Genomic DNA, 26,952 nt, shown 5'->3' on the forward strand with positions numbered 1-26,952 from the left:
CTAACGTTGCTGTTGATTAGATTGCTTTTGCTGGTCTTTTTGCTGATTTGGGTTTTGCTGGTCTTGCTGACGTTGTTTGTCAGACTGTTGGTTATGTTGAGGTTGCTTAGACGGATTCGACTGTTGATCTTGTGACTGACCTTGTTGACGTTGATTAGACATAACAATGTTCCTCTTTTTCCTTTTTAAATCACCTTAGTCATTTAGAACTTAGCCATTTAAAATTAAGCTCAAACCTAAGATGTCCGTTCATGCTAGACCATAAGTTAGGTTTACAATAATTCGGTATGTAAGATTATTTAATCTTATGTAAGATCAAAAATATAATTTTTTTTGTCTTTTTTTTAAACAAGAATAGTTTAGCTTCTATTTCCACATTTCAATGAGAAAATAACTCACCTAATGTCACGGACCCTTACTTAAACTTACGCCTAAGTCTCCCTAAAGTTTTATACAAGCGTATAAAAATATCTTTTTACTTCTTGTTTTTTCATTAAAGCTCCCTAAACTATGCCGATCTTTAGAGGATGTTCATCATGAAAAAGCAACTTGCTAAGTCTATTTTCAAACTTTCTGGCTGGTCATATCACATCGAACCCAATATTTTGGAAAACAAACAAGTGCTTATTGGCTTTGAGCACACCTCTAATATGGATGCCGTACTTTCACTGGCGCTGTTTGAGATTTTGGATATTAAAATTCATACGCTGATTAAAAAAGAGCTTTTTAAAGGGCCATTGAAACCCCTATTAGAAAAAATAGGAGGGATTCCCGTTGATCGTAAAGCCAGTAAAGATATTGTCTCACAAATGGTTGAGTTATTTGAAACGCATGAAAGCTTCAATCTCGTGATTGCTCCAGAAGGAACCCGTGCAAAAAATGGCGAAGCACGTAAACCTATTCGTACAGGTTTTTGGCATATTGCAAAAGCAGCCAATGTTCCAATCGTGATGATGTATGCCAATGCGAAAACCAAACAAGGTGGCATTTTAGGCAAAATTTATCCTTCCGATCTCAATCAGGACTTGCAAGCCATCCAACGACTTTATAAAGAAAAAGTTGGGTTAGATGTATATATTCCAGAATCTAAACAATAACGTTTGTTGATTTTTCAAAAGCCAACCTCTTCCTCCTAAAAATAGGCTTATGGTAGAATCTGCACAATTTGATCGGGTACTCTCCCCCATCCTTAAGGAGCATATTGCAACATGGCAGGTCATTCCAAATGGGCAAACACCAAGCATCGTAAAGCAAAACAAGATGCCAGCCGTGCTAAAGTTTTTACCAAATATATTCGTGAAATTGTCACCGCAGCAAAATTGGGTGGCGCTGAGGCAGCAAGTAACCCGCGTTTACGTGCTGTAGTTGAAAAAGCATTGTCAGTAAATATGACCCGCGATGCCATTAATCGTGCGATTCAGCGCGGTGCTGGCGGTGAAGATAATGATGATCTCAACGAAGTCACCTATGAAGGATATGGCGTCGGCGGTGTTGCGGTTTTAGTTGAAACCATGACGGATAACCTGAATCGTACTGTACCTGATGTTCGCCATTGCTTTAGCAAAACCAATGGAAACTTAGGCACGAATGGTTCGGTGTCTTATCTATTTACCAAGCGTGGTGAAATCAGCTTTGAAGATGTGTCTTTAGAAGACAAAATCATGGAAGTGGCACTCGAAGCTGGTGCAGATGATATTGAAATTGAAGAAGACGGTATTTTAGTCATTACTTCGCCTGAAAGCTTTGGTGATGTGCAAGATGCATTGACAGCAGCAGGTTTAAAATCTGACAATGCCGAAGTAGTAATGAGTCCATCGACCAAAGCAGAAATTACGGATATCGAGCAAGCAAAACAGATCTTGAAAATGATTGATATGCTTGAAGATCTGGATGATGTGCAAAACGTCTATACCAATGTTGAATTTTCAGACGATGTATTAGCACAACTTGATGCTTAATATGACCTAAAAAGAACGCGCTTGATGCGCGTTTTTTTATACTTTATTTAAAAGCTTATAGCAGTTAAATACATTATATTCCTTAATCACGAAACTTGAATGAAGTGCCACGACATTGTCAATTTTTCCAATTCTACGCAACAAAATATCACTATAATCATCCATATTTCGGGCAACCAATTCTAAAATAAAATCAGCACTCTGCCCTGTTACCAAAAATGCATTGGTGACTTCTGGAATATCTTCAATTTCAGTTAAAAATTTATCAAAGGTTTCGGTATCATGTTTACTTAAAGAAACTTGTAGCAAGATATGCAAAGTAAACCCAAGCTTCGCGAAATTAATATCACGCTTTAGACTACTCATGATATTGGTTTCTATTAAATGCTTAATACGTCGATGTACCGAACTGACTGAAAGACTGATCCGCTCAGAAAGTTCATTTAGATTGACATCTTCATGGGTTAATATTTCAAGAATTTGTTTGTCAAAACGATCGAGTTCCATCGTTACTCCACAAGCTTAATCGTGATATTTGAGTGTATTGGAACTTTTATAATGCTTGAATTTTTACAGGGTCAAGGGAAAACATCTGTTTACTTGTGACGACTCTTTCACCGATAAGTGAATTCATCTCGCAATTAACTTGTGGTCAATCCTGTCAAAGCTGAGTCGAGACCTTTTGGGCTATATCTGCGTATCTCCCAATCCGCAAACCACTCTTCTCAATCCCCATCACACCCTGATCTATAAAGTACCAATATCTGTACGAGATTATTTCCCTAAAATAAGAAAAAACCAAGCTAAATCTAAATTATTTTTCATTAAACATAAATTCTATGTGATTTATTTCCAAATTATGATAATTAATTGATTATAAATATCAGTTTACCGCCTATAATTAATAAAATTTACTTTAAAAACCAAGAGAGAAAACACGATCGACTTCTAATGGAATATTTAGATAATTGCAATAAATTGGAACATGAATGATTTATTTTAGGACTTTTTAATACCGATTATTCTGAAGAAAAAATTTAGAGTTTTCAAAGATTACATATAGTTATCTTGTTTAATTCTTTTTTTTCATATTGACTATTTTTTTGGATGTTTTTCAACCAAATACAAAAGACTCATTAGTCTGTCTTAATTATTGGCATTATTCTTGTTAGTAAGAACACGAAGCTTTTTTTGATTTCAGCTTTTACTATTATCCTTGGAGTTATCGTGATCAAACTTAATAAATTAGTACTCTGTATGAGTACATTTGGGCTCTCTACAATCTCACTTCCAACATTTGCAGCAGCAAGTGAACAACAAGAAATTCAACAATTACGTGCAGAGGTCGCAGAACTTCGCGCATTGATTCAACAACAGGCGGCAACTCAGAAACAAATCGTGGCAGAGCAAAAAGCACGTCCAGTGGTTGTGGCTTCTGCACCTGCGGTGGTCGTGGCACAAGCTCCTGCCGCGCCTGCACCTGCTAATGCAAAACCAGGTTGGTTCACTCTACCAGATGGTCAAACTCAGGTTAAACTTTATGGTAGCGTCCGCGCAGATGCGACTTATGACTTTAAAGGTACCAATGCGGATACCACCAATATCAATAACCCAACCAACAAAGTTCCTTTAAACTCTGCCAATGCGACCGAAGATGCACTGAATGTGACTGCGGCAACGACTCGTTTTGGATTGGATTTCTCTCGTCCAAGTGATATTGGTGAGATTACTGGTAAAATCGAAGCCGACTTTATGGGCTCGTCTGGCACAAACGGAACGGGATCATTACGTGTTCGTCATGCCTATGTTAATGTTGGAAAATGGTTGGCAGGCCAAACCACTTCTCCATTTGTGAACGTTGATACTGCACCTGAAACAGTCGACTTCAATGGCCCAATGGGCTATGGATCAACACGTACCGTTCAGGTTCGTTATACTCAGCCAATTGATGCCAATCAAAAACTATTACTGGCATTAGAAGGCGGTGATGTGGATAACATTACCACAGGCAATACCACGGTAAATGCAAATGGTGTCACCTCAAGTGGTGGTAATCGTTTCCCCGCATTCACTGCACGTTATGATTTTAAAACGGCTGATAATAAATTCTTAGCTCAAGCACATGCACTTTTGCATGAAAATCGTATCTCAAGCAATGACAGTAACGACGAAGAGAAACTGGGTTGGGGGATTGGTTTAGGTGCAAAATATAAAATTAGCGATGTAGATACCGTATTTGCTAACTACTATCATGTTAAGGGTGATAACCGTTATTTACTTTACGGCAACCCTGCTTATGTTGCTTCAAGCAATACGGACGGTAGCTTGAATATTTCAGAAAGTGAGTTTAACTCTGGTCTAATTGGATATTCACGTACATGGAGTCCAAAACTGAGATCAACGATTGCTGCGGGCGGTATTTGGTATAAAGACGACAATGGCTACGCTGATTTTGCTTCACGTGCAGCAACTACGGCAGCAACCCGTGATGGCTTGAATAAAACGTTGTATAACATCATCGTCAATTCATTCTATAGTCCAACCAAAGCGATTGATTTGGGTGTGGAATATACCTATGGTCAACGCAAGATTTTTGAACAACTTGATCCAAATAAATCAGACGATGGTGATTATTCACGTCTAAACTTGATGGCTAAATATAGCTTCTAAGTTTTTTGAGATTTAGAAAACCACAGATATATTCTGTGGTTTTTTATTACAAAGCTTTATATTTAAGCAATAAAAAAGAGCCGATATCTCGACTCTCCTTTCAATTACACAGACTTAATGCATCATCTGGATCTTATCTAAAAATAATTTGGCACGATCATGACGTGCATGTAAATTACCGAAAAATTCGCTAGTCGCACAATCTTCCAGAATTTTACCTTCATCCATAAAAATGACGCGATTCGATACACGTTTGGCAAAGCCCATTTCATGCGTTACACACATCATAGTCATGCCTTCGTTTGCAAGCTGCATCATGACTTCCAAAACTTCACCGACCATTTCAGGGTCAAGCGCAGATGTAGGCTCATCAAACAACATACAAATCGGATCCATCGAAAGACCACGCGCAATCGCGACACGTTGCTGCTGACCACCAGACAACTGTCCTGGAAATTTGTCTTTGTGAGCCAGTAAGCCGACCCGTTCCAGATACTTGATTCCCTTTTCACGTGCTTCTACGGATGAACGCTTGAGTACCTTAACTTGAGCCACAGTTAAATTTTCAAGCACCGTCATGTGGGGAAAGAGTTCAAAATGCTGGAAGACCATTCCGACTTTGGAACGAAATTTGGCAAGATTAGTTTTAGGATCACGTAATGACACGCCATCTACCAAAATATTACCTTCCTGAATCGGTTCCAATGCATTAACTGTTTTAATCAATGTCGATTTTCCAGAACCTGAAGGCCCACAAACCACAACCACTTCGCCTTTTTCAATACTGGTAGTGCAATCTGTTAAAACCTGAAAATCACCATACCATTTAGAGATATGTTGGATGTCTATCATTGGCATTTAAAATCTCCAATTAGCGAATGATGGCAATTTTCTGCTGTAATCGTTTCACGAGTTGCGAAAGCAAGAACGAACTACAGAAATAAACCAGTGCTACAATAAAATAAAAAGTTGCTTTAGTTTCAGGTCCATAGGTATTCGCCAGTGTATCGGCACGACCTAAGAAGTCAGGTGCGCTGATGACATAAACCAGTGAAATATCCTGAAATAAAATAATCGTTTGTGTCAAAAGTACAGGCAACATATTGCGAAAAGCCTGTGGTAACACCACATATTTCATGGATTGACCGTAGGTAAAACCCAATGCATAACCTGCATTCACCTGACCTTTAGAGACAGACTGGATACCCGAACGCACAATTTCTGAAAAGAATGCAGCTTCAAAAATCGCAAACGTTACCACACTGGAAAAAAGTGGGCCCCAGTAGGTGTCTGATTGGAAGGCAAACACTTTTGGCAATAAAAAATAGAAGATAAAAATGACCTGAATCAATGGAATGCCACGAAAAACATCCACATAAAACTTGGCAAAATTACGTGCCACAAAGTTATTGGATAAACGCATCATTGCCAAAGGTGTACCAATCAGGATGCCGCCAATCATGGACAGGACTGTCACCATCAGGGTAAAAATAAAGCCTTCTTTTAATGCATGAATCACATCAGGATTTTGTAATAAACTAAAGTCCATATTACTTCCCTCCTGAACCTAAACCAGGCACAGCCATTCTTTTTTCAATCCATGCCATCACAAATTTAATGCCATAGGTAATGATGAGATAGACAGGTGTAGATAAAATGAGAATCACAATATCCTGAGAAGTCTCTTCACGCATGGTTTTGGTATAAGCAAAGAAGTTCAACACACTTAAGGCATACAGCACCGCTGAGTTCTTAAATACATTCATGGCTTCAGATGTAATTGTTGGCCAAACGATACGATATGCAACAGGTAAAACTACATAGCGATAGCTTTGTCCTGTGGTAAAACCCAGCGCAGACGCCGCATATTTTTGACCACGTGAGACTGTGCTAATACCTGCACGAACATGTTCAGAAACACGCGCGGCTGTATAAAGTCCCAACGCAAAAACACCAATAACAGCAGGATGCGTGTTTAAAATATTTTTCCACCAACCTCCCGCAACGATATCTCCACTGCCTGAACTCAAACTATCTGGTAAAAACTCAGGAAATACAAAAGCCCAGAAGAAAAGCTGTACGATTAAAGGAATATTACGAAAAATCTCAACATAGCAATTCCCAATAAAAGCTAAAGGCTTATTGGGTAAAGTTCGAATAATGCCGAGTAATGAGCCCAAGAAAAATGCAATCAAAAATGCAGCAAATGATGTCCAAACCATGGTAAATACGCCTGAACCTAACATTTGAAGCCATGTAGGTGCATCGGCGTAAGGAGAATAACTTGCGCTACCTAATGCTTTACAGACAGACTCAGCCCACGCAGCTTTGTCCAGTCCATATTCATTCGATTCAGCACAAAATGCAGTCCAGTTTAATGAGCCAACTGACATAGCTGCCCCTTTTATTAAAGTTCAAAAAAGCGCAGCTCATGCAGCTAAATTCACTACATGAGCCAACAATTAACCTACCCTTATTTAGAGTTAAAAGTCAGTGCTAAATACCTGCATCTGTAGGATTCGCTTTTAATTTTTTGAACGACTGACTTTGTGGCATGTTCAAATTGGTATTTTTAGGAGGAATCGCAGATTGGAACCATTTTTTATACAAAGCATCCATCTGACCAGATTTCCACATTCCTTTTACGGTACGATCGGCCACCGCCTTAAATTTTGGATCATCTTTTGCAATCATGATGCCATAAGGTTCAGAAGATAGAACTGGCCCTACAATGGCAAACTCTTTTGGATTCGAAGACTTGGCAATAAGTCCTGCAAGAATATTATCATCCATGACAAATGCTGCTGCACGGCCAGAAGCCATCATTGCAAAGGAGTCCGCATGATCTTTACCATAAATGTTTTGCACATTAATTTTTTGACCACGCTCATTCATTTTGATGTATTTATCAGAGGTTGTACCCTGAGTCGTTACCACTGCTTTACCGTTTAAATCAGCAAGACTCTTAATGCCTGAATTAGCTTTAACCGCCATTCGCACTTCTGTTGCATAATAGTTAGTCGAAAAACCAACCTGCTCTTGACGTTGTTTCGAGTTAGTCGTCGTTCCACATTCCATATCAATATTGCCTGATAAAAGTTCAGGAATACGGGTAGATGAAGTAACCGCCTTATACTCTACTTTAAGATTTGGCATCTTAAGATCTTTCTTGATTTCATTGGCAAAGTTATTACAAATATCTACTGCATAACCGACTGGTTTACCGCCAACAACATAAGAAATTGGATCGGAAGATTCACGATGTCCAATCACAATTTTTCCACTTTTTTGAATTTTTGCCAAAGTATCGGCAGCCTGAACCTGTGTTGCTCCTCCGACTGTAAAAACCATAAGTGCTGATACAAGTAATGAGGTTGCTGAATGTTTCATAAAAACTCCTTGATTATAAGTTCTCCTCCTTTGGTATCTATTTGTATTATTCAACGATACTAAAGGATGAGCCTGTTTTTCCTAGTTGCAATTATCAAGCCAACTTTTAATTATTACTTATTATCGATTGATAATAGCTCTTTTTATACGCTTTTGAAAAAAAATGAAAAGGTTAAAAAATTCCTTTTTTGTTATACTTTAGTTTTAGTTATGGTTGTTTTTAGCTTAAGTGTCTTTTTTTTAAACAGTTTATTTAAATCATCTTAAAAAAATACGTCTCAATTGTGCACAAATTTAAAAAAATGCAACATCAATGAGCATTTCAACACAAAAACCAACATCACTGACATCTCTGGAGCAATTTCATCGCCTATAAAATTACGCTACATTTTTGTCAAATTTTAAAAGCACCTATTGTTTAATTCTTTTTATCAATCATCCTTACCTGAATTGTGCGTTTAGAAATATAGACTTTTAATAAACAACTCCATGGCACGTTGACTCTGCATGCTCTCTTTTGTGAAAAGCGCTCTTGAAAACTGAAGATGAATACCATTTATAGATTATGAGCTGATGATCATCACAATATCGTTGATTTATTCATATTTGAAACCATATAGATAGAGTCTCTCACTGCACTGTAAACCGTCTTTACAGTCAGCATTGAGTTTTTTTGCTATACTGTTTTTTTGAATATTTGATGTCTTAAATATTCAATTTATTATGTAGAGAACTAACTTTCTTATGATTCCAAATGCCTGTTGCGAACTTCCACAAACCAAACGAGGTCACGAACGACGTTTGGCACTTTTACTCAGTGCAACGGAGCTTTTTTTGGAACGTGGTTACGATGCGGTATCTCTGGATGATATTGTCCATCATGCAGGTGGTTCAAAAGCGTCTATTTATAAATATTTTGGTAGTAAAGAAGGTCTGTTTAAGGCCATTTGTGACTACAGACGTGAACTTTTTTTTAAAAATATATGTGTGGCGTTTAATAGTCATGAGGATTTGAGAAGTTATCTCATCCAGACTTTAATTGGGTTTTATCAGAAAATTACCTGTGTAGAAAATGCAGCCTTTATGCGTCTTGTCATTGAACGCTCGCAAAGTGATCCAGAGTTGGCTTTGTATCTTCATGAAAGAGGCCCTGAATACGTTCAAAAAACAATAGCTTGTGCTTTGGCACAAGCGACTCAACAAGGCAAAATCAACTGTTCGCAACCGCTTCATTCTGCAATTATGTATTTTGGTATTTTACGTAATATTGAATGGAAAGTGACGATGGGCGTTCCCATGAAAATTGATGATCAGGAAATTTTGGATCATATCGAATATTGCGTTGATGTTTTTTTAAACGGTAATAGAATCCGCTAATTTCTTTGCATTTTCAATCACGTGTAGTATAGTATTCGATTCTTTTTTCGTTCATTTATCAGCAACTAATTGTTGTTTAACAACAATTATTGTGGAGTAACCATGGCTCTACGGCATTTCTTAACTTTACGTGACTTATCTTCTTCAGAACTTCAACGCATTTTAGCTCGTGCAAGTGAACTAAAACGCTTACAGCATGAGAAACAGATATTTCAGCCTTTTGTTGGTAAAGTTCTAGGAATGATTTTTGAGAAATCAAGTACACGTACCCGTATTTCTTTTGAGGCTGGAATTAATCAATTTGGTGGCAGTGCAATTTTTCTTTCACCACGTGATACCCAATTAGGTCGCGGTGAACCGATTGAAGATTCTGCCCGTGTTATTTCAAGCATGCTTGATATTGTCATGATCCGTACTTTTGGACATGAAATTGTTGAACAATTTGCTTCGTACTCTAAAGTGCCCGTGATTAATGGCTTAACCGATGATCACCATCCTTGTCAGCTTTTAGCTGATCTACAAACCTATCAAGAACATCGTGGCAGTATTGAAGGTAAAACCGTGGCATGGATTGGTGATGGCAATAATATGTGTAATTCATATATTGAAGCTGCACATATGATGGGCTTTAAACTGAAAATTGCCTCACCTAAAGGCTATGAACCAAAACCTGAATTTTTGTCTGAATTTGCACATTGTGTTGAAGTTTTTGACAATGCAGAAGATGCAGCCGTCAATGCAGATTTGATTGTGACCGATGTTTGGGCAAGTATGGGACAAGAAGAAGAACAAAAGCTACGTGAACAGGCTTTTGCAAACTTTCAAGTCAATGAAAAACTCATGGATATAGCACATCCAGATTGCTTATTTATGCATTGTTTACCCGCGCATCGTGGCGAAGAAATCTCTGAACATATGCTAGATCACAAAAATTCTGTGGTTTGGGATGAAGCTGAAAATCGCCTACATGCGCAAAAGGCATTGATGGAATTCTTGCTAAACGAACAATCAAAATAAGATGTTTGATGTAAAAAAACGCTGTTTTAAAACAGCGTTTTTTATGTTTAAAATTAAAAGCAATTATCGGATCAAACCTTGCGGCTGCAAAATAATTAAACTCGCACCAATTAAAACCACGATGCCACCTAACAAATCCCAGCGTGTTAATGCAACCTGATCAACAAAACGCAACCACATCAGCGCGGTGAAAATATAGATCCCGCCATAAGCAGCATAAATGCGTCCTGAAGCAGTTGGATGCAAGGTTAAAAGCCATACAAATAATGCAAGGCTAGCTATGGTAGGAATCCATAACCATGTACTTTTCCCCTCTTTTAAAATTAAGTAGGGAAAATAGCAGCCCAATATTTCAGCAATAGCAGTGATTAAAAATAACCCGAATACACTGAGTATTCGGGTGATTGAGAAATCTTCTAGCATCGATTAAGCAGGCTCAGCCGTTTGGTCTTCAAAGACAGAAAGCTGTAATCCAACTTCTTTACCATCTTCTTTTTTCACAGAAACAGCGACATTGCCGCCATGATCAGCCAGCTCACCAAACAAAATCATTTCAGCAAGCGGCTTTTTCAAATGTTCCTGAATTAGACGCTGCATCGGACGTGCTCCCATTTGACGATCATAACCATTGGTGGCTAACCAATCACGAGCAGATTGATCAACTTCAAGCACTACTTTTTTATCATCCAGTTGTGCTTGTAGCTCGGTCAAGAACTTATCAACCACTGATTCGATCACTGAAGTTGGTAAAGCTTTAAATTGAATAACGCCATCTAAACGGTTACGGAATTCAGGAGCAAATGCACGTTTCATCGCTTCCTGATTATCATTGCTATTATCTTGCTCAGTGAAACCGATACTGGTTCTTGAAATACTTTCGGCCCCAATATTCGTGGTCAAAACAATAATCACATTTCTAAAATCAGACTTGCGACCATTGTTGTCCGTTAATGCACCATGATCCATCACTTGCAGCAATAAATTAAATACATCCGAATGCGCTTTTTCAATTTCATCTAACAATAATACGCAATGTGGATTTTTGTGAATCGCATCAGTCAGCAAACCACCCTGATCATATCCTACATAACCTGGAGGTGCGCCAATCAAACGTGAAACCGCATGACGTTCCATATATTCCGACATATCAAAACGTACCAATTCCACGCCTAACAATTTTGCCAATTGTTTGGTGACTTCTGTTTTACCCACCCCAGTTGGACCTGCAAATACAAAACTACCGACAGGCTTATCTGGTGCTTTTAATCCTGCGCGAGATAATTTAATCGCAGAAGCAAGTGCGCTAATCGCTTCATCTTGACCAAACACCACGCGTTTTAAGTCTCGTTCAAGATATTCAAGCACTGCTTTATCATCTTTAGAGACTGTTTTCGGTGGAATACGGGCAATTTTAGAAACAATATCTTCAATATTTTCAATGGTAATCAAACTATCGTCTGATTCTGCTTTTAAACGGCGCTGTGCACCAGCTTCATCAATTACATCAATGGCTTTATCTGGCAAGAAACGATCATTGATAAATTTGGAAGATAGCTCTACTGCTGCAACTAAAGCTTTATCTTCATACTCAACATGATGGAAATCTTCAAACTTGGTTTTAAGACCGCGTAAAATATCGATGGTTTCAGAAATACTTGGTTCATTCACATCGACTTTTTGGAAACGGCGCGATAATGCATGATCTTTTTCAAAAACCTGACGATATTCCTGAAAAGTGGTTGATCCGATGCAACGTAAAGTACCATTGGCTAATGCCGGCTTGATGAGGTTAGATGCATCCATGGTACTGCCCATACTTGAGCCTGCACCAATAATCATGTGGATTTCATCAATAAACAAAATCGCATTTGGATTTTTCTTTAACGCATTGAGCAGTTGTTTCAAGCGTTTTTCAAAGTCACCACGATATTTGGTTCCTGCAACTAAGGCGCCAATATCCAGACTATAGACTTCAGCATTTGCAAGTGGTTTTGGCGCTTTGCCATTGACAATAAGCCATGCCAAACCTTCTGCAATTGAGGTTTTACCCACGCCAGGATCACCCACTAACAGTGGATTATTTTTACGACGACGGCAAAGAATCTGAGCGGTACGCTCTATCTCTTTTTCACGCCCAATCAGAGGATCTGTTTTACCTTTAAGCGCTTCGTTGTTGAGATTTAGCGTAAATTGTTCTAAAGGGCCTGCATTTGAAGATGAAGCAGCATCTCCTTCGATATCTTCAACCTCTTCTTCTGCCTGAATATCTTCTTTACGGGTTCCATGAGAGAGATACTGCGTTAAGGTCAATCGGTTGATTTGATGACGCTTTAGAAGATAAACCGCAAAAGAATCACGTTCAGAATACATCGCCACTAATACATCTGCACCTTCAACGGTACGATCACCGCCACTAGATTGCACATGAAAAATAGCACGCTGTAAAATTCGGTCAAAACTTTCAGTCGGATGTGGAGCTTGGTCGTTATTTTCACCAAGCTTCGGTGTATGTTGTTCTACATATTCTTCTAGTTCTTTACGCAATGAAACTATATCAGCGCCACACGCCTTAAGTGCATTAACAGCCGAATCATTATCGAGCAAAGCCAGCAATAAGTGTTCTACAGTGAGAAACTCATGCCTTTTTTGACGAGCCATGCTTACAGCCAAACGTAAGGATACTTCTAATTGACGACTGAGCATACGACCCCCTTTAATCTTTGGGTTCGATCTGACAAAGTAATGGATGACCTTGGGATCGAGCGTAATTATTTACTTGGTTTGCCTTCGTCTCCGCAATGTCTCTCGGATAAACACCAGCAACACCTTTACCTTCATAGTGTACAGTTAGCATTACTTGAGTGGCTTGGTCAAGATTCAATGCAAAGTATTGTTGTAAAATTTCAATTACAAAGTCCATTGGGGTGTAATCATCATTCAACAATACTACCGCATATAGAGGTGGACGTTTTAGCTGAGGCTCAGCAGTTTGTACTGCAATATCACCTTCTGGCTCGTTACTTTGCGAATCACTTAAGCGCGGATTGATATGCCAATCGACATATCCAGATTGGTAAAAGGAAGCTTTCACGTCTTTTAAACTAATTTGTCGCTTATTGGTTCGCATATACTCTTTGATTCACTCTTAATTTGCATTTGCTTCGGCTTGCGGGATTTCTGCAACAAAAGCAGATTCCGCCTCAACTGGTTTTCCACGTTGCCAGCTAAAACGTTTGGTAACAGGTGTAGCTCCTGTCAATCGAACTTCAATAAACTGCGGAGTAAAACCTTTAGGCATCGTCCAGCGTCCTGTTAAACGTTCAAAATCATCAAAATTGAAATTGTTGTCTTCTAGTGGCACTACTAAAATCTCATCACCTTGTATCAGACGCATCTCTACCGAGCCTGTTGCACGACGTTTATTTGGGCTAACTTGTACCAAATCAAGCTGATATTCAAAGGCATTTTCAGGCAATGGTTTAATTGCCAAATCTTGAATCGTTAAGCTCAAACCGCCTCGTTGACGTAATATCTCACGATAAAGCGCACTCATACCTTCCATTTGCGCCTTATCATTCTTTGCTTGAGTAATCCCCTGATATAAATCATTGGCATTGCTCACTGCAACATCTCGTTCTTGTACAGTTGCATTCAAACTTTTATTGACAGCATCTAAAGCAGTTTTCTGCTTTTGAACCACTTCAACCAATTGTTCCGCATCTGCATCGTAACCTACTACAGTCAATCCTTGACGATGTCCAACGGTATAACCCAACGAAACACTACCCAAAATCAGAACAATCGCTCCAATCACTAAGGGTCTGTTCGTATGCCAAAATGATGGCTTGGGTGTGTGTAGATCATCATTATTTATTTGTTCAGTATTCTGCATCGCCATCTCTGTTTGAAGATAGAACCAAAGCACACATTTAAATCGAAATTTAAATGTGTGTGAAGCTTAAAAGCGTTTTTTATGGTAATAAACCAATACCTGTTAGACCTGCATCTTCGGCAAAATCAAACATCAGGTTCATATTTTGTACAGCCTGCCCCGCAGCACCTTTTACTAAATTATCCTGTACCGATAGTACAATCAATTTATGGGGTTGCGGTTTGTACAATGCAATGCGTAATTCATTTGCTCCGCGTACACTGCGCGTTTCAGGTGAGCTATTTGGTGGCATCACATCTACAAATTTTTCATCGGCATAAAATTGCTCATAAAGCGCTTGAATATCTGTATTTGCACCTTCTTCAGTCAAGTCAATATAAATAGTACTCAACATACCGCGAATCATGGGCACCAGATGCGGAACAAACACGATATGATCAAAAACCCCTTTTTGACCTGAAATATTTTCGAGCGCTTCTACAATTTCAGGATGATGGCGATGTCCACTCACCCCATAGGCTTTAAAATTATCGGCATTTTCCGAGTAGATCATGCCCATACTCGCTTTACGACCAGCACCAGATACACCCGATTTGGCATCAATAATAATGCTTGAAGGGTTTACTAAGTTTTGTTCAGATTTCAATAACGGTGCTAAACCCAACTGTACCGTGGTTGGATAACAACCTGGATTACCAATTACACTAGCCTGCTTAATTCTCTCACGATTAAGTTCAGTCAAACCATAAGCTGAATTTTGTAAAATATCAGGGCAACTATGCTGTAAACCATACCATTTTTCAAACTGTTCTAGATTTTGTAAACGAAAATCGGCAGCAAGATCAATCACTTTAGTCTGGGCTGCAACCAGTTCTTTTGCATGTTGCATCGCCACACCATGCGGTGTAGCAAAAAAGACCACATCACATTGTTTTAATAGATCCAGATTCAAATCTGAAAATTCAAGATCAGTATGACCACGAAGGCTTGGAAACATATCGGCAACGCGTTTACCAGCTTCAGTACGTGAAGTAAGGACTCGAACAGTGACCTGCGGATGTCGTAATAAAAGACGCAATAATTCAACGCCAGTATATCCAGTTCCCCCAACAATTCCGACAGAGACCACGATTATTACCTCTAAATTTCAACCGAATGGCGGATAGTATGGCAGTTTACTCGGATTTCTACAATCGACTCAGAGACCTAAAAAAAGCTTTTTAAAGGCGCTTCAAATTAGCCTTATAATAAAGTATTTGTCACATATCCGACCATTGGTCAAAAATTACTTTAGCCATTATATTGAGATGGCATAAAATGAAACTAAAGCCGACATTTTAAACTGAATAAAACTTTGTAATCGCATAATAAGTTCTAAAAAGTATTTGATGTCGTTAAATGACAAGGATTTAAATCTAAAATTTAAATATGCTTCTTTGATAAATCCCCTTTATTTCTCCATACGCGAGAAAAATAAAGAGGGTTTAAATAATGATGAAAGAAGTCTAATGATGATTTGTCAGTATATAAAACTGACTCCTTACTTGACACGGATGACTAAAACTTCAGGGGTGAAGGAATGCCTTTTTTTAAAAGCAGACAATATCAATATAGCAATCTATTCAAATCAATTGGCATCGTAATATTGAGTAGCTATCTTGCCAGTTGCGGGGGAAGTTCTAACACCCCTCCAACAACACAGCAAAATAACGAAAATTCAAACAATCAAGTTTTACAACCAAACGAAGTCCTGATTAAACTCCCTTTGGAAGTACATGATGTGAATCTTAAACTTTATGACAATACCAATAATCAAGTCGTTACTGAGGTCAGTTCTTTTAGCGGAACATCTTCAATTTTGAAGTTTCCAATTGAAAAAGCAAATCGAATCTATCGTCTTGAGATGACGACCAATCAAAACTCACAAATTTATGATTTTATTAATGATAAGTTTATCAATTTTGTGGGCACTTATCATGCATTGTTGTGGCCAACATCCACTGAGTCACGTATATTTTTTGCGAGTCCTGTATCTGAGGCCATTTACCAAAGAGCTTTAGTTCGCGCAGGTCAACTTCCAAATGAAAATATCGAAAACTCAAAAATTAATGACACGCATTTTACGATGGCAATGCAAGATGTAAATGCCGCACTACTCAATGCATTTAAAAATGAAAACACCCCGACTTTAAGCAATGCCAATGCATTAACCAATCTGAGTTATACTGCATCTCCTCAGAATCTTTATTTAGATAGTTATTTAAGCTTTGGATACTTTGTGTATTGGTATAACTCACATAATCAAACTAGCAACTATTATTCAGAATTTACTCAAAACATTGCACTCGATTTGGCAGATGGCTATCTGGATGGAAAAGCAGTGAATGGTAATACCACTGATTTTGCGCCAATGGTGAGTACTGTCGAAAATACGGAAGCAAGATTAAATACGGCTCCTGATATTGGAGCAAATCAAAAAACTGTCAGAGAACTGTTTGCAAGCCGTCTAAAAAATGCGGTATTAGACTTAGCTGCTCGTCAACTGCAACCCAGTTTAAATGGAATAGGCTATAAAGCATTGAACGAGCGCGCCTATAGTGGAACGCCGAATACCGCTTATAATACTGTTAATATCCGAACGAGTGGTGCGGGTGACTATCGACGTGCTATTGGATTTACCAATTCAAGTGTATGTGGAGATTCTATTTATCCATGTAAGCAAGGCATTACTGGAATAAATACTGAAAATACAGATATTAACTTTCCCACAATTGAATATTTAGTGGGTCGCTATGAAGCCAATAACTGTATTTTAAAAGTCCGAGCAACAGGTGAAATTGAACTCAGTCAGGGCGAACAGACTTATAAATCTAGCTTAAACGGCGGAAGTACAGATAACTTGCTGCAAGTCAATGCATCCACAAACGACTATATTCTCAATAGCGGCTCTGCTGAACCGAGCAATAATTCTCAACAGTATCCGTTTATTCAGCTTAAAATTAAAGATAACAAAATTCTGTCTGCAACAGCGGGTTTAGATAAACATACTTCACCTGCACAACTCGAAACCGAGAAATTAAGCTGTAATTTCAATTAAATGTGGATAGGAGCCGTAATGCATTATGGCTCCTAATACCACCACACAGGTAATTGATAACTTTTCAGTTGCTTACGATGCATGGAATATTTTGGATCGAATTTTTCAACTTCAGCCCAGAACTGCACGCTATGATTAAAATAACGCGTATGCGCCAATTCATGTACGCAAACATAGCGTACGATTTCAGGCGGCATTAAGACCAAGCCTGCATGTAACATAATATTGTGCTGTGCGCTACAACTTCCCCATCGGGTTTTAGGTCGTCGAATACTACAATCACGAAACGAAAGTCCAACCTGCTGACTGATTTCCTTCAGATATATAGGCAAATATTGTTTTGCATAGTCATAGATCATACCTTTCAACACGGTATTGCCTTTATCTTCTCGAATAAAGACACACGCTTGTTCATGATCAATCAGATAATTTTTATGCTGTTTACGCAAAATAATCTGATAAGGCTGATCTTGATTAAAAAAATGAATCTGCTGGAAATTTGAACTTGCAAGTTGTTGTTGCTGAGTCTGTTTCTGCCAAGTTTGTAATAACCACTCTTGCGAATGATCCAAAAATTGCTGAATTTGCTTTTTTGTACAAAATAACGGCACAGTTAAACGAATTTGATGCGGTTCGACACGTAAGCGCAAATGTCTTGCCCTTACATGTCTGACCATTTTAATTTCGGGTAATGATTCCAAAAGCATTAAATCGCTGTACGTTCTTCAATCCCACTATTGGTTGCCACAATCGCAACAGATGCAGGATTCAGCGCAAAAATACCATTAGTGACCACGCCAGGAATATCATTTAATGTCTTTTCAAGTTCAATGGCATTTAGGATATTTAAATTATAAACATCTAAAATCACGTTGCCATTATCGGTGACCACACCTTCACGGTAGACTGGATCACCGCCTAAAGTAACAATTTTACGTGCGACAGCAGAACGTGCCATTGGAATTACTTCAACAGGTAATGGAAATTCACGACCTAATTGTTCCACCCATTTTGAATCATCGACAATACATACGAATTTTTTGGCGATAGATGCCACAATCTTTTCACGTGTGAGCGCAGCACCACCGCCCTTGATCATATGCATATGGCGATCAATTTCATCAGCGCCATCAACATATGCATCCAAACCACCGACATGATTCATATCCACCACTTCAATGCCTAACTTTTGGAGGCGTTCGGCAGTTGCCTGAGAACTGGCAACAGCTGCTTCGAGCTGTAATTCAGGTAGTAGATCAATCAGAAAATTGACTGTGCTGCCAGTTCCCACTCCTAAAATGCCACCTCTTGGCAAGTGTTTTAAAGCCGCTTTCGCAGCAGCTTGTTTTTTCTCATCTTGGGTTGCATACAGGCTCATGACATCACTCAACTATTATTTTTGACATTAGGACGAATTAATCGGCGCAAATGCCTAGGGGTTTGTTACAATAATCGTTTATTTTAAACTGTTAGATGGAAGATTAACATGCTGTCTCGTTTGGTTCGACAAATTTTACAGGCAACGGTATATGACGTTGCAATCGAAACCCCACTCGAAGCAGCGCCACGAATTAGTGAAAAACTGAATAATAACATTCGTTTTAAACGCGAAGATTTACAACCTGTTTTTTCTTTTAAACTACGCGGTGCCTATAACCGTATTAGCCAGCTCCCAAAATCCCAATTGGAACGTGGTGTCATCACCGCTTCAGCAGGAAACCATGCACAAGGGGTCGCTCTGTCTGGTCAAAAATTAGGGATACGCGCCATTATCGTAATGCCTAAAACCACTCCCGATATTAAAGTTCAGGCCGTAAAGCGTTTAGGCGGTGAGGTCGTATTACATGGCGACTCTTTTGATGTCGCCAATAAATACGCGATTCAACGTGCCAAAGATGAAGGCATGACCTTTATTCCACCCTATGACGATGAATTGGTCATGGCAGGTCAAGGCACGATTGCCAATGAAATTTTACGTCAATGGCGCGATGTGGAATATGTGTTTGTTGCTGTGGGTGGTGGTGGTTTGATTGCAGGAGTTGCCGCTTATTTAGGTGATGTTGCACCACATGTCAAAGTGATTCCAGTTGAATATGATGAATCAGCCTGTTTGAAAGCAGCCTTTGAACACAATCAACGTGTGATCTTGCCGCATGTCGGTTTATTCGCCGATGGTACTGCGGTGGCTCAAATTGGTGAAAAACCATTTGAAGTGATTCAACTGCAAAAATCAGACAATTCTGGACCGATTGTTGAACGCGAAGTCGTATTGGTAAATACAGACGAGATTTGTGCCGCCATTAAAGATACTTTTGATGAGTGTCGCAGCATCGTTGAACCTTCAGGCGCAATGGCTTTGGCTGGTATAAAAAAATACGTCGAACAGTATCAAATTCAGGACAAAAATATTGTTTCCATCGTTTGCGGCGCAAACATGAATTTTGACCGTTTACGGTATATTGCTGAACGTACCGAGCTTGGTGAACATAAAGAAGCTATTTTTGCAGTCACCATACCTGAACAAAAAGGCGCATTTTTAAATTTCTGCCGTGCTTTACATGGCCGTAATATTACCGAATTTAATTACCGTGCAAGTGATAGTAACCAAGCGCAGGTATTTGTTGGCATCAGTCTAAAATCAGGTCAGGCTGAACGTATCGAGATCTTTAATTCACTTAAAGAATTGTATGAAGTCGATGACCTTTCTGATGATGAAGTGGCTAAACTGCATATTCGATATTTGATTGGTGGTCATGCCAATATTGAAAATGAACGTTTATTCCGTGTTGAATTTCCTGAACGTCCAGGTGCCCTACTTACTTTCCTTGAGCGCTTAGGCCCAACGCATAATATTAGCTTATTCCACTATCGCAATCACGGCGCTGCCGAAGGTCGCGTACTGGTTGGATTACAGGCGACAGATACACAGGAAAATCCAGATGTATTAATCGAAACATTGGAAAACATTACGTACCCTTATGAAGAAATCACAGCCAATATTGGTTATCAGCGTTTCTTGAAATAATTTTTCAGCGTTTTCAAACATAAACCGATTTGGATTTGGATCAACCTGCCTTATCGGTTTTTTTAACACTTCTTTGCACTAAAACTTATTCAAAAATAATAAACTAACTTCATCATTATGCATTATCCAAAATTTTAAAATTTAACTTATTATACAAAGATCAGGTTTTTTATGGCTCAATTCGCTGTCATTGGTTTAGGTAGTTTTGGTGCAACGGTTGCATTACAACTTGCGCAGCTTAATCATGATGTCATTGGAATAGATACGATTAAACGCAATGTTGAAGACATTGGCGATCAACTGACACATGCGGTGATCGCCGATGCGAGTGATGAACATGTGCTTGAAGAACTTAATATTAAAAATTGTGCTGCTGTAGTGGTCGCAATTGGCGAAGATATTGAAGCCAGTATTTTATGTGTGCTACATCTAAAAAATTTAGGTGTTCCTAAAATTTGGGTTAAAGCAAAAACCAAAGCGCATCATATGATTTTGTCACATCTGCATGTCGACAAAATTATTCACCCTGAAGAAGATATGGGCGTCCGTGTGGCGCAAGCTTTAAACTATCCGATGGTGAGTCGGTATATGGCACTCAATGATGATCATTTCATCGTCAAAGTAGAAATTCCTAAACATCTAAACGGAGTACATTTATTAGGTTTAATTGATGCCACCCATCATATTAAAACGATTTTATTACAACGTAGTAAAGATATCATTTACGATCCAGAACCTTCTTGTGCGGTACAATCCAAAGATATTCTCATCATAGAAGGTCATCTTGAACCACTCAAAAAACTATCTAAACGATTTCTAGGCTATGATGAAAGCTAAACTTAAGAATAAAACCTTTAATTTCAGTCCACCTTCTCTTTTGGCGTTGGGATTTCTTAGTTTTATCATCATTGGAACACTTTTACTTAAGCTTCCTTTTGCCAATAACGGTAATTTAAGCTGGATGGATGCTTTATTTACAGCAACCTCCGCAGTTACTATTACGGGGCTTTCCGTTGTTAATATCGGTCAATCGCTGACCACTACAGGTCAGCTTATTTTGCTATTTTTGATTCAGTGTGGCGGTCTCGGTTTTATGACTTTCGCTATACTGGCAGCGTTGAGTCTTGCTCCACAGTTGGGACTGAAGCAACAAATGATGGCGCAGGACTCTTTGGGGCAGACCAGTTTGTCTAAAGTTACCACCATTGCACAGTCCGTGTTTTTTTATTCTTTATTCTTCGAAGTCACAGGAATCATCATTTTAACGTCAATCTGGACACCAGACTTCGGATTCGCTCATGCTTTGTATTATGCTTTTTTCTATAGTGTATCCGCCTTTAATAACGCGGGATTTTCTTTATTCCCCGATAGCTTAGTTACTTTTCAAAGTCATTATCTTGCATGTCTTGCGATTAGTTTCCTATACATACTTGGCGGCATTGGCTTTATGGTATTGATGGATATCAAACAAAATAAACGTTGGAAAAAGCTTAGCACCAATAGCAAAGTCGTGTTATCAACCATTGCCGTTTTAAATATCAGTGGCTTTTTACTCATTTGGTTAATTGAAGCCAATAATCCACTCACGCTCATGCAAATGAATCTAGGCGAGCAAGCCGTAAATGCGTGGTTTCAGGCGACTGTACCTCGTTCTTCTGGATTCAATACCATCGATACCGCATCTTTGATGAATAGCTCCACTCTACTGACCATGTTTCTCATGTTTATTGGCGGCGGTTCACTCAGTACCGCAGGTGGAATCAAAGTCGGTACTTTTTTCATTTTAGTATTGAGTGTTATTTCTTTTTTACGTCGAAACGATGAAATTCGGGTATTTAATCGTTCTATTTCCTATGAAAGTACGTTTAAAGCGCTCGCTGTTGTCGTGATTACTTTAAGTCTCATTTTTATCGGTTTCATGACGATCTTAATCTTGGAACCACACAAAAATTTTCTGGATTTATTTTTCGAAGTAGTATCCGCGGCTTGCACTGTGGGTTTGTCTCGTGGAGTTACAGGAGAATTACATAATGGTAGCTTATTTGTACTGAGTTTACTGATGTTTGCAGGTCGTTTAGGCCCCCTTACGCTGGCGTATCTCATTGCAACACCCAAGAAAAGTCGACTTAAGCATCCGAGTGCAGATATTCAAATTGGTTAATAATCGACTTTAATTTTTAGTACATCGATTGAATAAAAACGCCCAATAAGTTTATTGAGCGTTTGATAAAACATAAATCATGATACTGCTTATATTGGATTAGTACCAATCCATGAGCGAAATACCCAAACCAAAATACGTAGCACGATGATTGTAGTCAATCAGGCTTTCACCGTAACCATCAAAGACTTGAAAGTGTCCACGTAACTTTCCACTGATGGGGAATGTCCAGTCAAACTGCGCTGCACCATGTGAATCATCACCATCTTTTAAAGAATGACGTAGCATTAAAGAAAAGTCATGGTCATTCCATTTATAAAATGCGGTTAGATCACCACGTCCAATATAATCCTCAATATCTGGATTATTGTCATTTTTGCTATCTTCCTGAATACGCACCCATGGGCGTAGCATTAAGGCAAAATTGTCTTTTTCAAATCCGACATTAAAAATTACTCGGTTCCAACTACGCGACAATGGATCAGAACGACCATTCGATTGATGGTTTAAAGTCACACCAAGCAAACGTCCATCCAAACCAAATACTTTATAATTGGTACGGAACATTAAGCTTGCTTCAGGCTCATAATTGGTTTCACGAAACGGGCGTGACTCATCACCATTATAAACCTGCCAACGTGAAGACTGCGTATATCCAAGCCACAAATCGCCATTGTTACCAATGATGTTTTCCCAAGCTTTTGTTTTCAGTGAAAGCTGAAATTTCGACTCAAGCGAATCTAAATTTTGATTTTCTGTCACCGTATTATTTGGGTTTGGACTTGAGGGAAATTCATTTTTCTTGGTCGTCCAGAAAACTGGCATTAAATATACTGGCTTGAATGCTCGGATATTCCATGTGCCCAATTTTGCTTTTTCAGAGAGTTCCCAACGTTTATCCAATAAAGACACATTCGGATCAATCGGGTCAGCTTCCAATGCAAATAAACTGCCCACCTTCTCTTCAACTTTGGCTTTTAAAGTCTCAGGCTTCGCTTTATCCTCTTTAGGCTCAACAGGTGCAGCAAGCTGAGCTGCAATTGCGTTTCGAGTATCTATAGGCGCTTTGAAAATCGCATCATAACAAGCCAGACGGTCTGCATTTGAATCCAATGCGACACATGCTTTGGCACTTGCTGGTGCGGCAGGTGCTTCAACTGTCTTAACAACAGTGCTTGGTGTTTGATTCGATGTCACCGACATTTCTGCATGTACAACAGACACCCCCATACAACTGAGCATACTCAGCATGCTCAGTTGTAGCGGTGTTCGTTCAAAAGATTTGAACGACATAAGTTTCTCCAGTTTTTCTTTTAATCTACTTGTTTAATTTGAAAACCGAGCTGTTCAAGTTGCTCTCGTTTTGCAAACGGTGCAACCACAGCTTTTATGGGTTTCTGATCAATTAAATATTGTTGCGCCACACGTTGTAAATCCTCTAGCGTGACATTTAACAAACGTTCTCTCAAAGTTTTCCTAAAGGCTGGTGTACGCGCATGCAACAGCGCATAACATGCCGTTATGGCTTCACCCGCAGGTGAACCAGGTTTATCCATGCTCGACACCAATCCCAAAATGGCTTCTTCAAGTTGATGGGGCTGTTGCTGTGTATGCAAAAGCCATTCCACACTGGCTTCAAAATCTTTAAATGTTTCAGCCAGACGTGGGTCACGATAGCTATAAAAACGGAATGAACAAGCATTGCCATCGTAGCTTGCACCACCGCCATACGCTCCGCCTTTTTCACGAATCGCGCTGTGCAAATAACCATTGCGCAAATAGGCTGCGAGTACCATCAGCGGCGCTGCATCAGGATGTGCAACCTCAATGGCTGGATAAGCAGATGCACAAAACTGAACATTGGTCTGAATTAACCATGCTTCATCCTGATCATTTTCTGAATGCGAAATATTCTGAATTTCGGGAAGCTGCGTATCAATTTCAACTTTATCCCAGACATTTTGAATTTCTTCAATTAACTGTTCTGAAAGTTGTTCTTCACAAACCAATAAAAACTGTTTAGGTGCTTGCAACAGCTTCAAATGAATCGCTTTTAATTCATTAATCAATTGATCATAAGCCGTATCGTTTTGTTCAATATCATCGACCAGATCACTTAGCCAGTTTAAAGCACCCAAGCCAGTATTATGATAATCACGCTGCGCCAATGCACTCATATTGCGTGATGCAGCTTGCATCGCATAGCTATGACCAGAGCCAGACAAACGTGATTTCCAACGTGTTTTACGTTGTTGTAATAACTCAATAATTCGATCTTTTTCATCAAAACGAAGCTTTTCAAAAGCCAGTTTTAACAAACCAATCGCATCTAATCGCTCATTTAAGGATTTGGTGGTCAATGTCAACCACGCACTAATTTTACCTTTATCATCTACTTTACTACGTAATGAAGCGCCCATGCCCAAACCACCACTCAAGGCCGTTTGTACTTGTTGCAGAGTCAAATAATCATATTCGCCCGCACCCACTTCACCCATCAAAATTGACAATAAACTAAAATAAGGCGACTGCACCACTTCCTCTGGAATCTCAATCAACACCTGTTGATAATAAATCCCGTTGGTTCCCGCATGATATAAATTCAGAGGATAATCATGGCGATTGGAAATAATTTCCCGAAGTTGCCCTTGCACAATGTGCAAATCTGCTGGAACATCTTCTAATCCGACTTTTGGCAATAAATCCAGATCATCAGGTGTATCCTGACGTTCCTTTAATGCTTGGGTTTTAGCCTCAATCTCAGCACGATCAGCATCGGTTAAATGTTCAGCAATTTTTGTCAGACGTGCTTTTTCATCCGCTTGCTCTTTCACAGACTTTTCAGCATCTGGGATCAGGGTCATTTGTACACGATGTGGATTATCCAAAAGATAGGTTTGAATCAAATTCGACAACCACATCGGATCTTCGAGTTCTTCTTTAACCTGATCAATGGCAGTATCTACATCCCAAACATGAATCGGATCATTATGGTGAATCGCACTGCTCAAACCATTTAAGATCAAACTCAAACCATAAGGCATACCATCGCCATTGATTTCGCGCTGATGCAATTCGATTTGATGCAAAATTGCATCAACCAAGGCCTGATCAATCGGTTTAGAGGCAACATACTGCAAAACCTTAAGCACGCCCTGTTTAAATTCTTCAGCATGCTCAGCATTTGAACCTTGCACAGCACAATAGAAGGTCATCTCAAAATTAGAATCATCCACCCCCATGAGCGGGCCCGTCGATTGGGCATAACCACAAGTTTCCAGATAATGACGCAAAGGTGAAGCTGAATTTTCCAGCAGAATGCCCTCGACCAGACGCATTCCCAAACGTAACTTGATATCGCTGGCTTGAGGTAATAACCAAGCCAATACATGATAGGTTTTGTCGGTTAAATCTTCGCTATCGACTGCATAGGTTTCAGTCACTTCAATCGGTGCGGCCAAACGTTTTTCTGGGGTTGAATAAAGTGTCGTACCCTTTTCAAACTTTCCTAAAGCCAGTTTCTCAAATTGCTCTTGAAGATCATAGGCACTTTGATTACCAAAAGTCATAAACACTGCATTGCTTGGATGATAATGCGACTTATAAAAGTTGACCAATTGCTCATAACTTAAATCTGGAATGTCTTTCGGATCACCACCAGAATTATAATGATAAGTCGTTTCAGGAAATAAATGATAAGCCAGTTGGTGATAAAGCTGATCTGAAGGTGCACTCATCGCGCCTTTCATTTCATTAAATACCACGCCTTTATAAACAGGTTCGCCATTTTCTAACTCAATACGAATTCCTTCTTGAGCAAAATCAAGCGGGTTCAAATTTGCTGCAAACGCAGCATCGAGATAAACGGATAATAAATTTTGAAAATCTTTTTTATTCTGTGTTGCAAATGGATAAGCCGTCCAGTCTGCCGCCGTGAATGCGTTCATAAATGTATTTAATGAACGGCGAATCATCAAAAAGAATGGATCACGTACAGGAAATTTCTCTGAGCCACACAGTGCAGTATGCTCAAGAATATGTGCTGTACCTTTTGAATCCATCGGTTGGGTACGAAACGCCACTAAAAAAACATTTTCATCATGTGAAGTGGCTAAATGATAATGAACAGCACCCGTCACTTTATGAGCATATTCAGAAACTAAAATATCCAAAGCTTCAACATGATGTTGACGTACCAACTGAAACGCAGGATGTACAGTTTGATTAATAGTTCCAGTGACATCTACCGTCATGTGATCTCCTAAAATTTCGCTTTGATAATTGGTCTCCATTATAGCCTTAGTCAGATGCCATTTTGGTAGTTTTAATCTGACACAATTTCTTTGTTTTGCTGTATTTTTGTGC

General features: G+C 39.1%; 24 protein-coding genes. 9 read left to right on the forward strand and 15 right to left on the reverse strand.

Annotation, left to right across the window (positions count from 1 at the left end):
• A complete protein-coding gene (locus tag JR005_RS12515) occupies positions 1-162 on the reverse strand; it encodes a hypothetical protein (protein WP_218665194.1) in 162 nt (53 codons plus the stop codon).
• Between the two features lie 374 nt (positions 163-536).
• Here JR005_RS12515 and JR005_RS12520 point away from each other — a divergent pair, with 374 nt between their 5' ends.
• Entirely contained in the window at positions 537-1,097 is a 561-nt protein-coding gene (locus JR005_RS12520; RefSeq protein WP_228731704.1) for a 1-acyl-sn-glycerol-3-phosphate acyltransferase, read from the forward strand.
• A 111-nt stretch (positions 1,098-1,208) separates the two neighbouring features.
• Positions 1,209-1,958: a YebC/PmpR family DNA-binding transcriptional regulator gene (locus tag JR005_RS12525; RefSeq protein ID WP_004989240.1), complete on the forward strand. Its 750-nt coding sequence runs from the start codon at positions 1,209-1,211 to the stop codon at positions 1,956-1,958.
• A 36-nt stretch (positions 1,959-1,994) separates the two neighbouring features.
• On the opposite strand, the gene JR005_RS12530 is transcribed toward JR005_RS12525, so the two are convergent.
• Complete coding sequence (locus JR005_RS12530) at positions 1,995-2,465, reverse strand: Lrp/AsnC family transcriptional regulator (protein WP_004989241.1); 471 nt, start codon at positions 2,463-2,465, stop codon at positions 1,995-1,997.
• Positions 2,466-3,185: 720 nt separating this feature from the next.
• Here JR005_RS12530 and JR005_RS12535 point away from each other — a divergent pair.
• Positions 3,186-4,628, forward strand: a complete 1,443-nt coding sequence (locus JR005_RS12535) for a DcaP family trimeric outer membrane transporter (protein ID WP_218665196.1) — start codon at positions 3,186-3,188, stop codon at positions 4,626-4,628.
• A gap of 114 nt (positions 4,629-4,742) precedes the next feature.
• On the opposite strand, the gene JR005_RS12540 is transcribed toward JR005_RS12535, so the two are convergent.
• From JR005_RS12540 to JR005_RS12555, 4 genes are all read right to left on the reverse strand, one after another.
• Positions 4,743-5,486: an amino acid ABC transporter ATP-binding protein gene (locus tag JR005_RS12540; RefSeq protein WP_004989245.1), complete on the reverse strand. Its 744-nt coding sequence runs from the start codon at positions 5,484-5,486 to the stop codon at positions 4,743-4,745.
• A 13-nt stretch (positions 5,487-5,499) separates the two neighbouring features.
• Positions 5,500-6,177, reverse strand: coding sequence for an amino acid ABC transporter permease (locus tag JR005_RS12545; RefSeq protein WP_218665197.1), 678 nt, complete (start codon positions 6,175-6,177; stop codon positions 5,500-5,502).
• Position 6,178: 1 nt separating this feature from the next.
• Positions 6,179-7,021: an amino acid ABC transporter permease gene (locus tag JR005_RS12550; protein WP_004989247.1), complete on the reverse strand. Its 843-nt coding sequence runs from the start codon at positions 7,019-7,021 to the stop codon at positions 6,179-6,181.
• Between the two features lie 103 nt (positions 7,022-7,124).
• Entirely contained in the window at positions 7,125-8,018 is an 894-nt protein-coding gene (locus JR005_RS12555) for an amino acid ABC transporter substrate-binding protein (RefSeq protein ID WP_004989248.1), read from the reverse strand.
• A gap of 744 nt (positions 8,019-8,762) precedes the next feature.
• Here JR005_RS12555 and JR005_RS12560 point away from each other — a divergent pair.
• Positions 8,763-9,395, forward strand: coding sequence for a TetR/AcrR family transcriptional regulator (locus tag JR005_RS12560; RefSeq protein ID WP_151813659.1), 633 nt, complete (start codon positions 8,763-8,765; stop codon positions 9,393-9,395).
• Positions 9,396-9,497: 102 nt separating this feature from the next.
• Complete coding sequence (gene argF, locus JR005_RS12565) at positions 9,498-10,412, forward strand: ornithine carbamoyltransferase (protein ID WP_104794890.1); 915 nt, start codon at positions 9,498-9,500, stop codon at positions 10,410-10,412.
• Positions 10,413-10,475: 63 nt separating this feature from the next.
• On the opposite strand, the gene JR005_RS12570 is transcribed toward argF, so the two are convergent.
• The 5 genes from JR005_RS12570 to argC all read right to left on the reverse strand — a co-directional run bounded on the left by JR005_RS12570 (position 10,476) and on the right by argC (position 15,439).
• Positions 10,476-10,835 carry a YnfA family protein gene (locus tag JR005_RS12570; RefSeq protein ID WP_004989254.1) on the reverse strand — a complete coding sequence of 120 codons (360 nt, stop codon included), beginning with the start codon at positions 10,833-10,835 and terminating at the stop codon, positions 10,476-10,478.
• Positions 10,836-10,838: 3 nt separating this feature from the next.
• Positions 10,839-13,115, reverse strand: coding sequence for an ATP-dependent Clp protease ATP-binding subunit ClpA (clpA, locus tag JR005_RS12575; protein WP_004989255.1), 2,277 nt, complete (start codon positions 13,113-13,115; stop codon positions 10,839-10,841).
• A gap of 10 nt (positions 13,116-13,125) precedes the next feature.
• Positions 13,126-13,539 (reverse strand): ATP-dependent Clp protease adapter ClpS, encoded by a 414-nt coding sequence (gene clpS / locus JR005_RS12580; RefSeq protein ID WP_004989257.1) that lies wholly within the window; start codon positions 13,537-13,539, stop codon positions 13,126-13,128.
• An 18-nt stretch (positions 13,540-13,557) separates the two neighbouring features.
• Positions 13,558-14,310 (reverse strand): DUF6776 family protein, encoded by a 753-nt coding sequence (locus JR005_RS12585; protein WP_104794893.1) that lies wholly within the window; start codon positions 14,308-14,310, stop codon positions 13,558-13,560.
• 73 nt (positions 14,311-14,383) lie between these two features.
• Complete coding sequence (gene argC, locus JR005_RS12590) at positions 14,384-15,439, reverse strand: N-acetyl-gamma-glutamyl-phosphate reductase (RefSeq protein ID WP_218665842.1); 1,056 nt, start codon at positions 15,437-15,439, stop codon at positions 14,384-14,386.
• 510 nt (positions 15,440-15,949) lie between these two features.
• On the opposite strand from argC, the gene JR005_RS12595 reads away from it, so the two are divergent.
• A complete protein-coding gene (locus JR005_RS12595; RefSeq protein WP_228731705.1) occupies positions 15,950-17,401 on the forward strand; it encodes a hypothetical protein in 1,452 nt (483 codons plus the stop codon).
• 32 nt (positions 17,402-17,433) lie between these two features.
• Here JR005_RS12595 and JR005_RS12600 read toward each other — a convergent pair whose 3' ends face one another.
• On the reverse strand, positions 17,434-18,108 hold the full coding sequence (locus JR005_RS12600; RefSeq protein WP_218665199.1) for a SprT family zinc-dependent metalloprotease: 675 nt from the start codon (positions 18,106-18,108) through the stop codon (positions 17,434-17,436).
• Positions 18,108-18,779, reverse strand: a complete 672-nt coding sequence (rpiA, locus tag JR005_RS12605) for a ribose-5-phosphate isomerase RpiA (protein WP_004989265.1) — start codon at positions 18,777-18,779, stop codon at positions 18,108-18,110. The genes JR005_RS12600 and rpiA overlap by 1 nt, the downstream gene beginning before the upstream one ends.
• A 108-nt stretch (positions 18,780-18,887) precedes the next feature.
• Between rpiA and ilvA the strand changes: the two genes are divergently transcribed.
• The 3 genes from ilvA to JR005_RS12620 all read left to right on the forward strand — a co-directional run bounded on the left by ilvA (position 18,888) and on the right by JR005_RS12620 (position 22,587).
• Positions 18,888-20,426, forward strand: coding sequence for a threonine ammonia-lyase, biosynthetic (gene ilvA / locus JR005_RS12610; RefSeq protein WP_049173809.1), 1,539 nt, complete (start codon positions 18,888-18,890; stop codon positions 20,424-20,426).
• Between the two features lie 171 nt (positions 20,427-20,597).
• Positions 20,598-21,263 (forward strand): potassium channel family protein, encoded by a 666-nt coding sequence (locus tag JR005_RS12615; protein ID WP_218665200.1) that lies wholly within the window; start codon positions 20,598-20,600, stop codon positions 21,261-21,263.
• Positions 21,253-22,587 carry a TrkH family potassium uptake protein gene (locus JR005_RS12620; RefSeq protein ID WP_005004086.1) on the forward strand — a complete coding sequence of 445 codons (1,335 nt, stop codon included), beginning with the start codon at positions 21,253-21,255 and terminating at the stop codon, positions 22,585-22,587. Before JR005_RS12615 ends, JR005_RS12620 begins: the two co-directional genes overlap by 11 nt.
• A 99-nt stretch (positions 22,588-22,686) precedes the next feature.
• Here the strand turns inward: JR005_RS12620 and JR005_RS12625 are convergent, their stop codons facing one another.
• Together JR005_RS12625 and JR005_RS12630 are read right to left on the reverse strand one after the other, a co-directional pair.
• Positions 22,687-23,880 carry a phospholipase A gene (locus JR005_RS12625; RefSeq protein WP_151725131.1) on the reverse strand — a complete coding sequence of 398 codons (1,194 nt, stop codon included), beginning with the start codon at positions 23,878-23,880 and terminating at the stop codon, positions 22,687-22,689.
• A gap of 20 nt (positions 23,881-23,900) precedes the next feature.
• Positions 23,901-26,840: an insulinase family protein gene (locus tag JR005_RS12630; RefSeq protein WP_218665201.1), complete on the reverse strand. Its 2,940-nt coding sequence runs from the start codon at positions 26,838-26,840 to the stop codon at positions 23,901-23,903.
• Positions 26,841-26,952: the final 112 nt, after the last annotated feature.

This window comes from Acinetobacter sp. Colony158 (assembly GCF_019264745.1).
GTDB classification, from domain to species: domain Bacteria; phylum Pseudomonadota; class Gammaproteobacteria; order Pseudomonadales; family Moraxellaceae; genus Acinetobacter; species Acinetobacter ursingii.

What these genes read in the sequence shown, in the direction of transcription:
- JR005_RS12515 (WP_218665194.1), bottom strand. Translation starts at nt 162, where the DNA reads ATGTCTAATCAACGTCAACAAGGTCAGTCACAAGATCAACAGTCGAAT.
- JR005_RS12520 (WP_228731704.1), top strand. Translation starts at nt 537, where the DNA reads ATGAAAAAGCAACTTGCTAAGTCTATTTTCAAACTTTCTGGCTGGTCA.
- JR005_RS12525 (WP_004989240.1), top strand. Translation starts at nt 1,209, where the DNA reads ATGGCAGGTCATTCCAAATGGGCAAACACCAAGCATCGTAAAGCAAAA.
- JR005_RS12530 (WP_004989241.1), bottom strand. Translation starts at nt 2,465, where the DNA reads ATGGAACTCGATCGTTTTGACAAACAAATTCTTGAAATATTAACCCAT.
- JR005_RS12540 (WP_004989245.1), bottom strand. Translation starts at nt 5,486, where the DNA reads ATGCCAATGATAGACATCCAACATATCTCTAAATGGTATGGTGATTTT.
- JR005_RS12545 (WP_218665197.1), bottom strand. Translation starts at nt 6,177, where the DNA reads ATGGACTTTAGTTTATTACAAAATCCTGATGTGATTCATGCATTAAAA.
- JR005_RS12550 (WP_004989247.1), bottom strand. Translation starts at nt 7,021, where the DNA reads ATGTCAGTTGGCTCATTAAACTGGACTGCATTTTGTGCTGAATCGAAT.
- JR005_RS12555 (WP_004989248.1), bottom strand. Translation starts at nt 8,018, where the DNA reads ATGAAACATTCAGCAACCTCATTACTTGTATCAGCACTTATGGTTTTT.
- JR005_RS12560 (WP_151813659.1), top strand. Translation starts at nt 8,763, where the DNA reads ATGATTCCAAATGCCTGTTGCGAACTTCCACAAACCAAACGAGGTCAC.
- argF (WP_104794890.1), top strand. Translation starts at nt 9,498, where the DNA reads ATGGCTCTACGGCATTTCTTAACTTTACGTGACTTATCTTCTTCAGAA.
- JR005_RS12570 (WP_004989254.1), bottom strand. Translation starts at nt 10,835, where the DNA reads ATGCTAGAAGATTTCTCAATCACCCGAATACTCAGTGTATTCGGGTTA.
- clpA (WP_004989255.1), bottom strand. Translation starts at nt 13,115, where the DNA reads ATGCTCAGTCGTCAATTAGAAGTATCCTTACGTTTGGCTGTAAGCATG.
- clpS (WP_004989257.1), bottom strand. Translation starts at nt 13,539, where the DNA reads ATGCGAACCAATAAGCGACAAATTAGTTTAAAAGACGTGAAAGCTTCC.
- JR005_RS12585 (WP_104794893.1), bottom strand. Translation starts at nt 14,310, where the DNA reads ATGGCGATGCAGAATACTGAACAAATAAATAATGATGATCTACACACA.
- JR005_RS12600 (WP_218665199.1), bottom strand. Translation starts at nt 18,108, where the DNA reads ATGCTTTTGGAATCATTACCCGAAATTAAAATGGTCAGACATGTAAGG.
- rpiA (WP_004989265.1), bottom strand. Translation starts at nt 18,779, where the DNA reads ATGAGCCTGTATGCAACCCAAGATGAGAAAAAACAAGCTGCTGCGAAA.
- ilvA (WP_049173809.1), top strand. Translation starts at nt 18,888, where the DNA reads ATGCTGTCTCGTTTGGTTCGACAAATTTTACAGGCAACGGTATATGAC.
- JR005_RS12615 (WP_218665200.1), top strand. Translation starts at nt 20,598, where the DNA reads ATGGCTCAATTCGCTGTCATTGGTTTAGGTAGTTTTGGTGCAACGGTT.
- JR005_RS12620 (WP_005004086.1), top strand. Translation starts at nt 21,253, where the DNA reads ATGAAAGCTAAACTTAAGAATAAAACCTTTAATTTCAGTCCACCTTCT.
- JR005_RS12625 (WP_151725131.1), bottom strand. Translation starts at nt 23,880, where the DNA reads ATGTCGTTCAAATCTTTTGAACGAACACCGCTACAACTGAGCATGCTG.
- JR005_RS12630 (WP_218665201.1), bottom strand. Translation starts at nt 26,840, where the DNA reads ATGACGGTAGATGTCACTGGAACTATTAATCAAACTGTACATCCTGCG.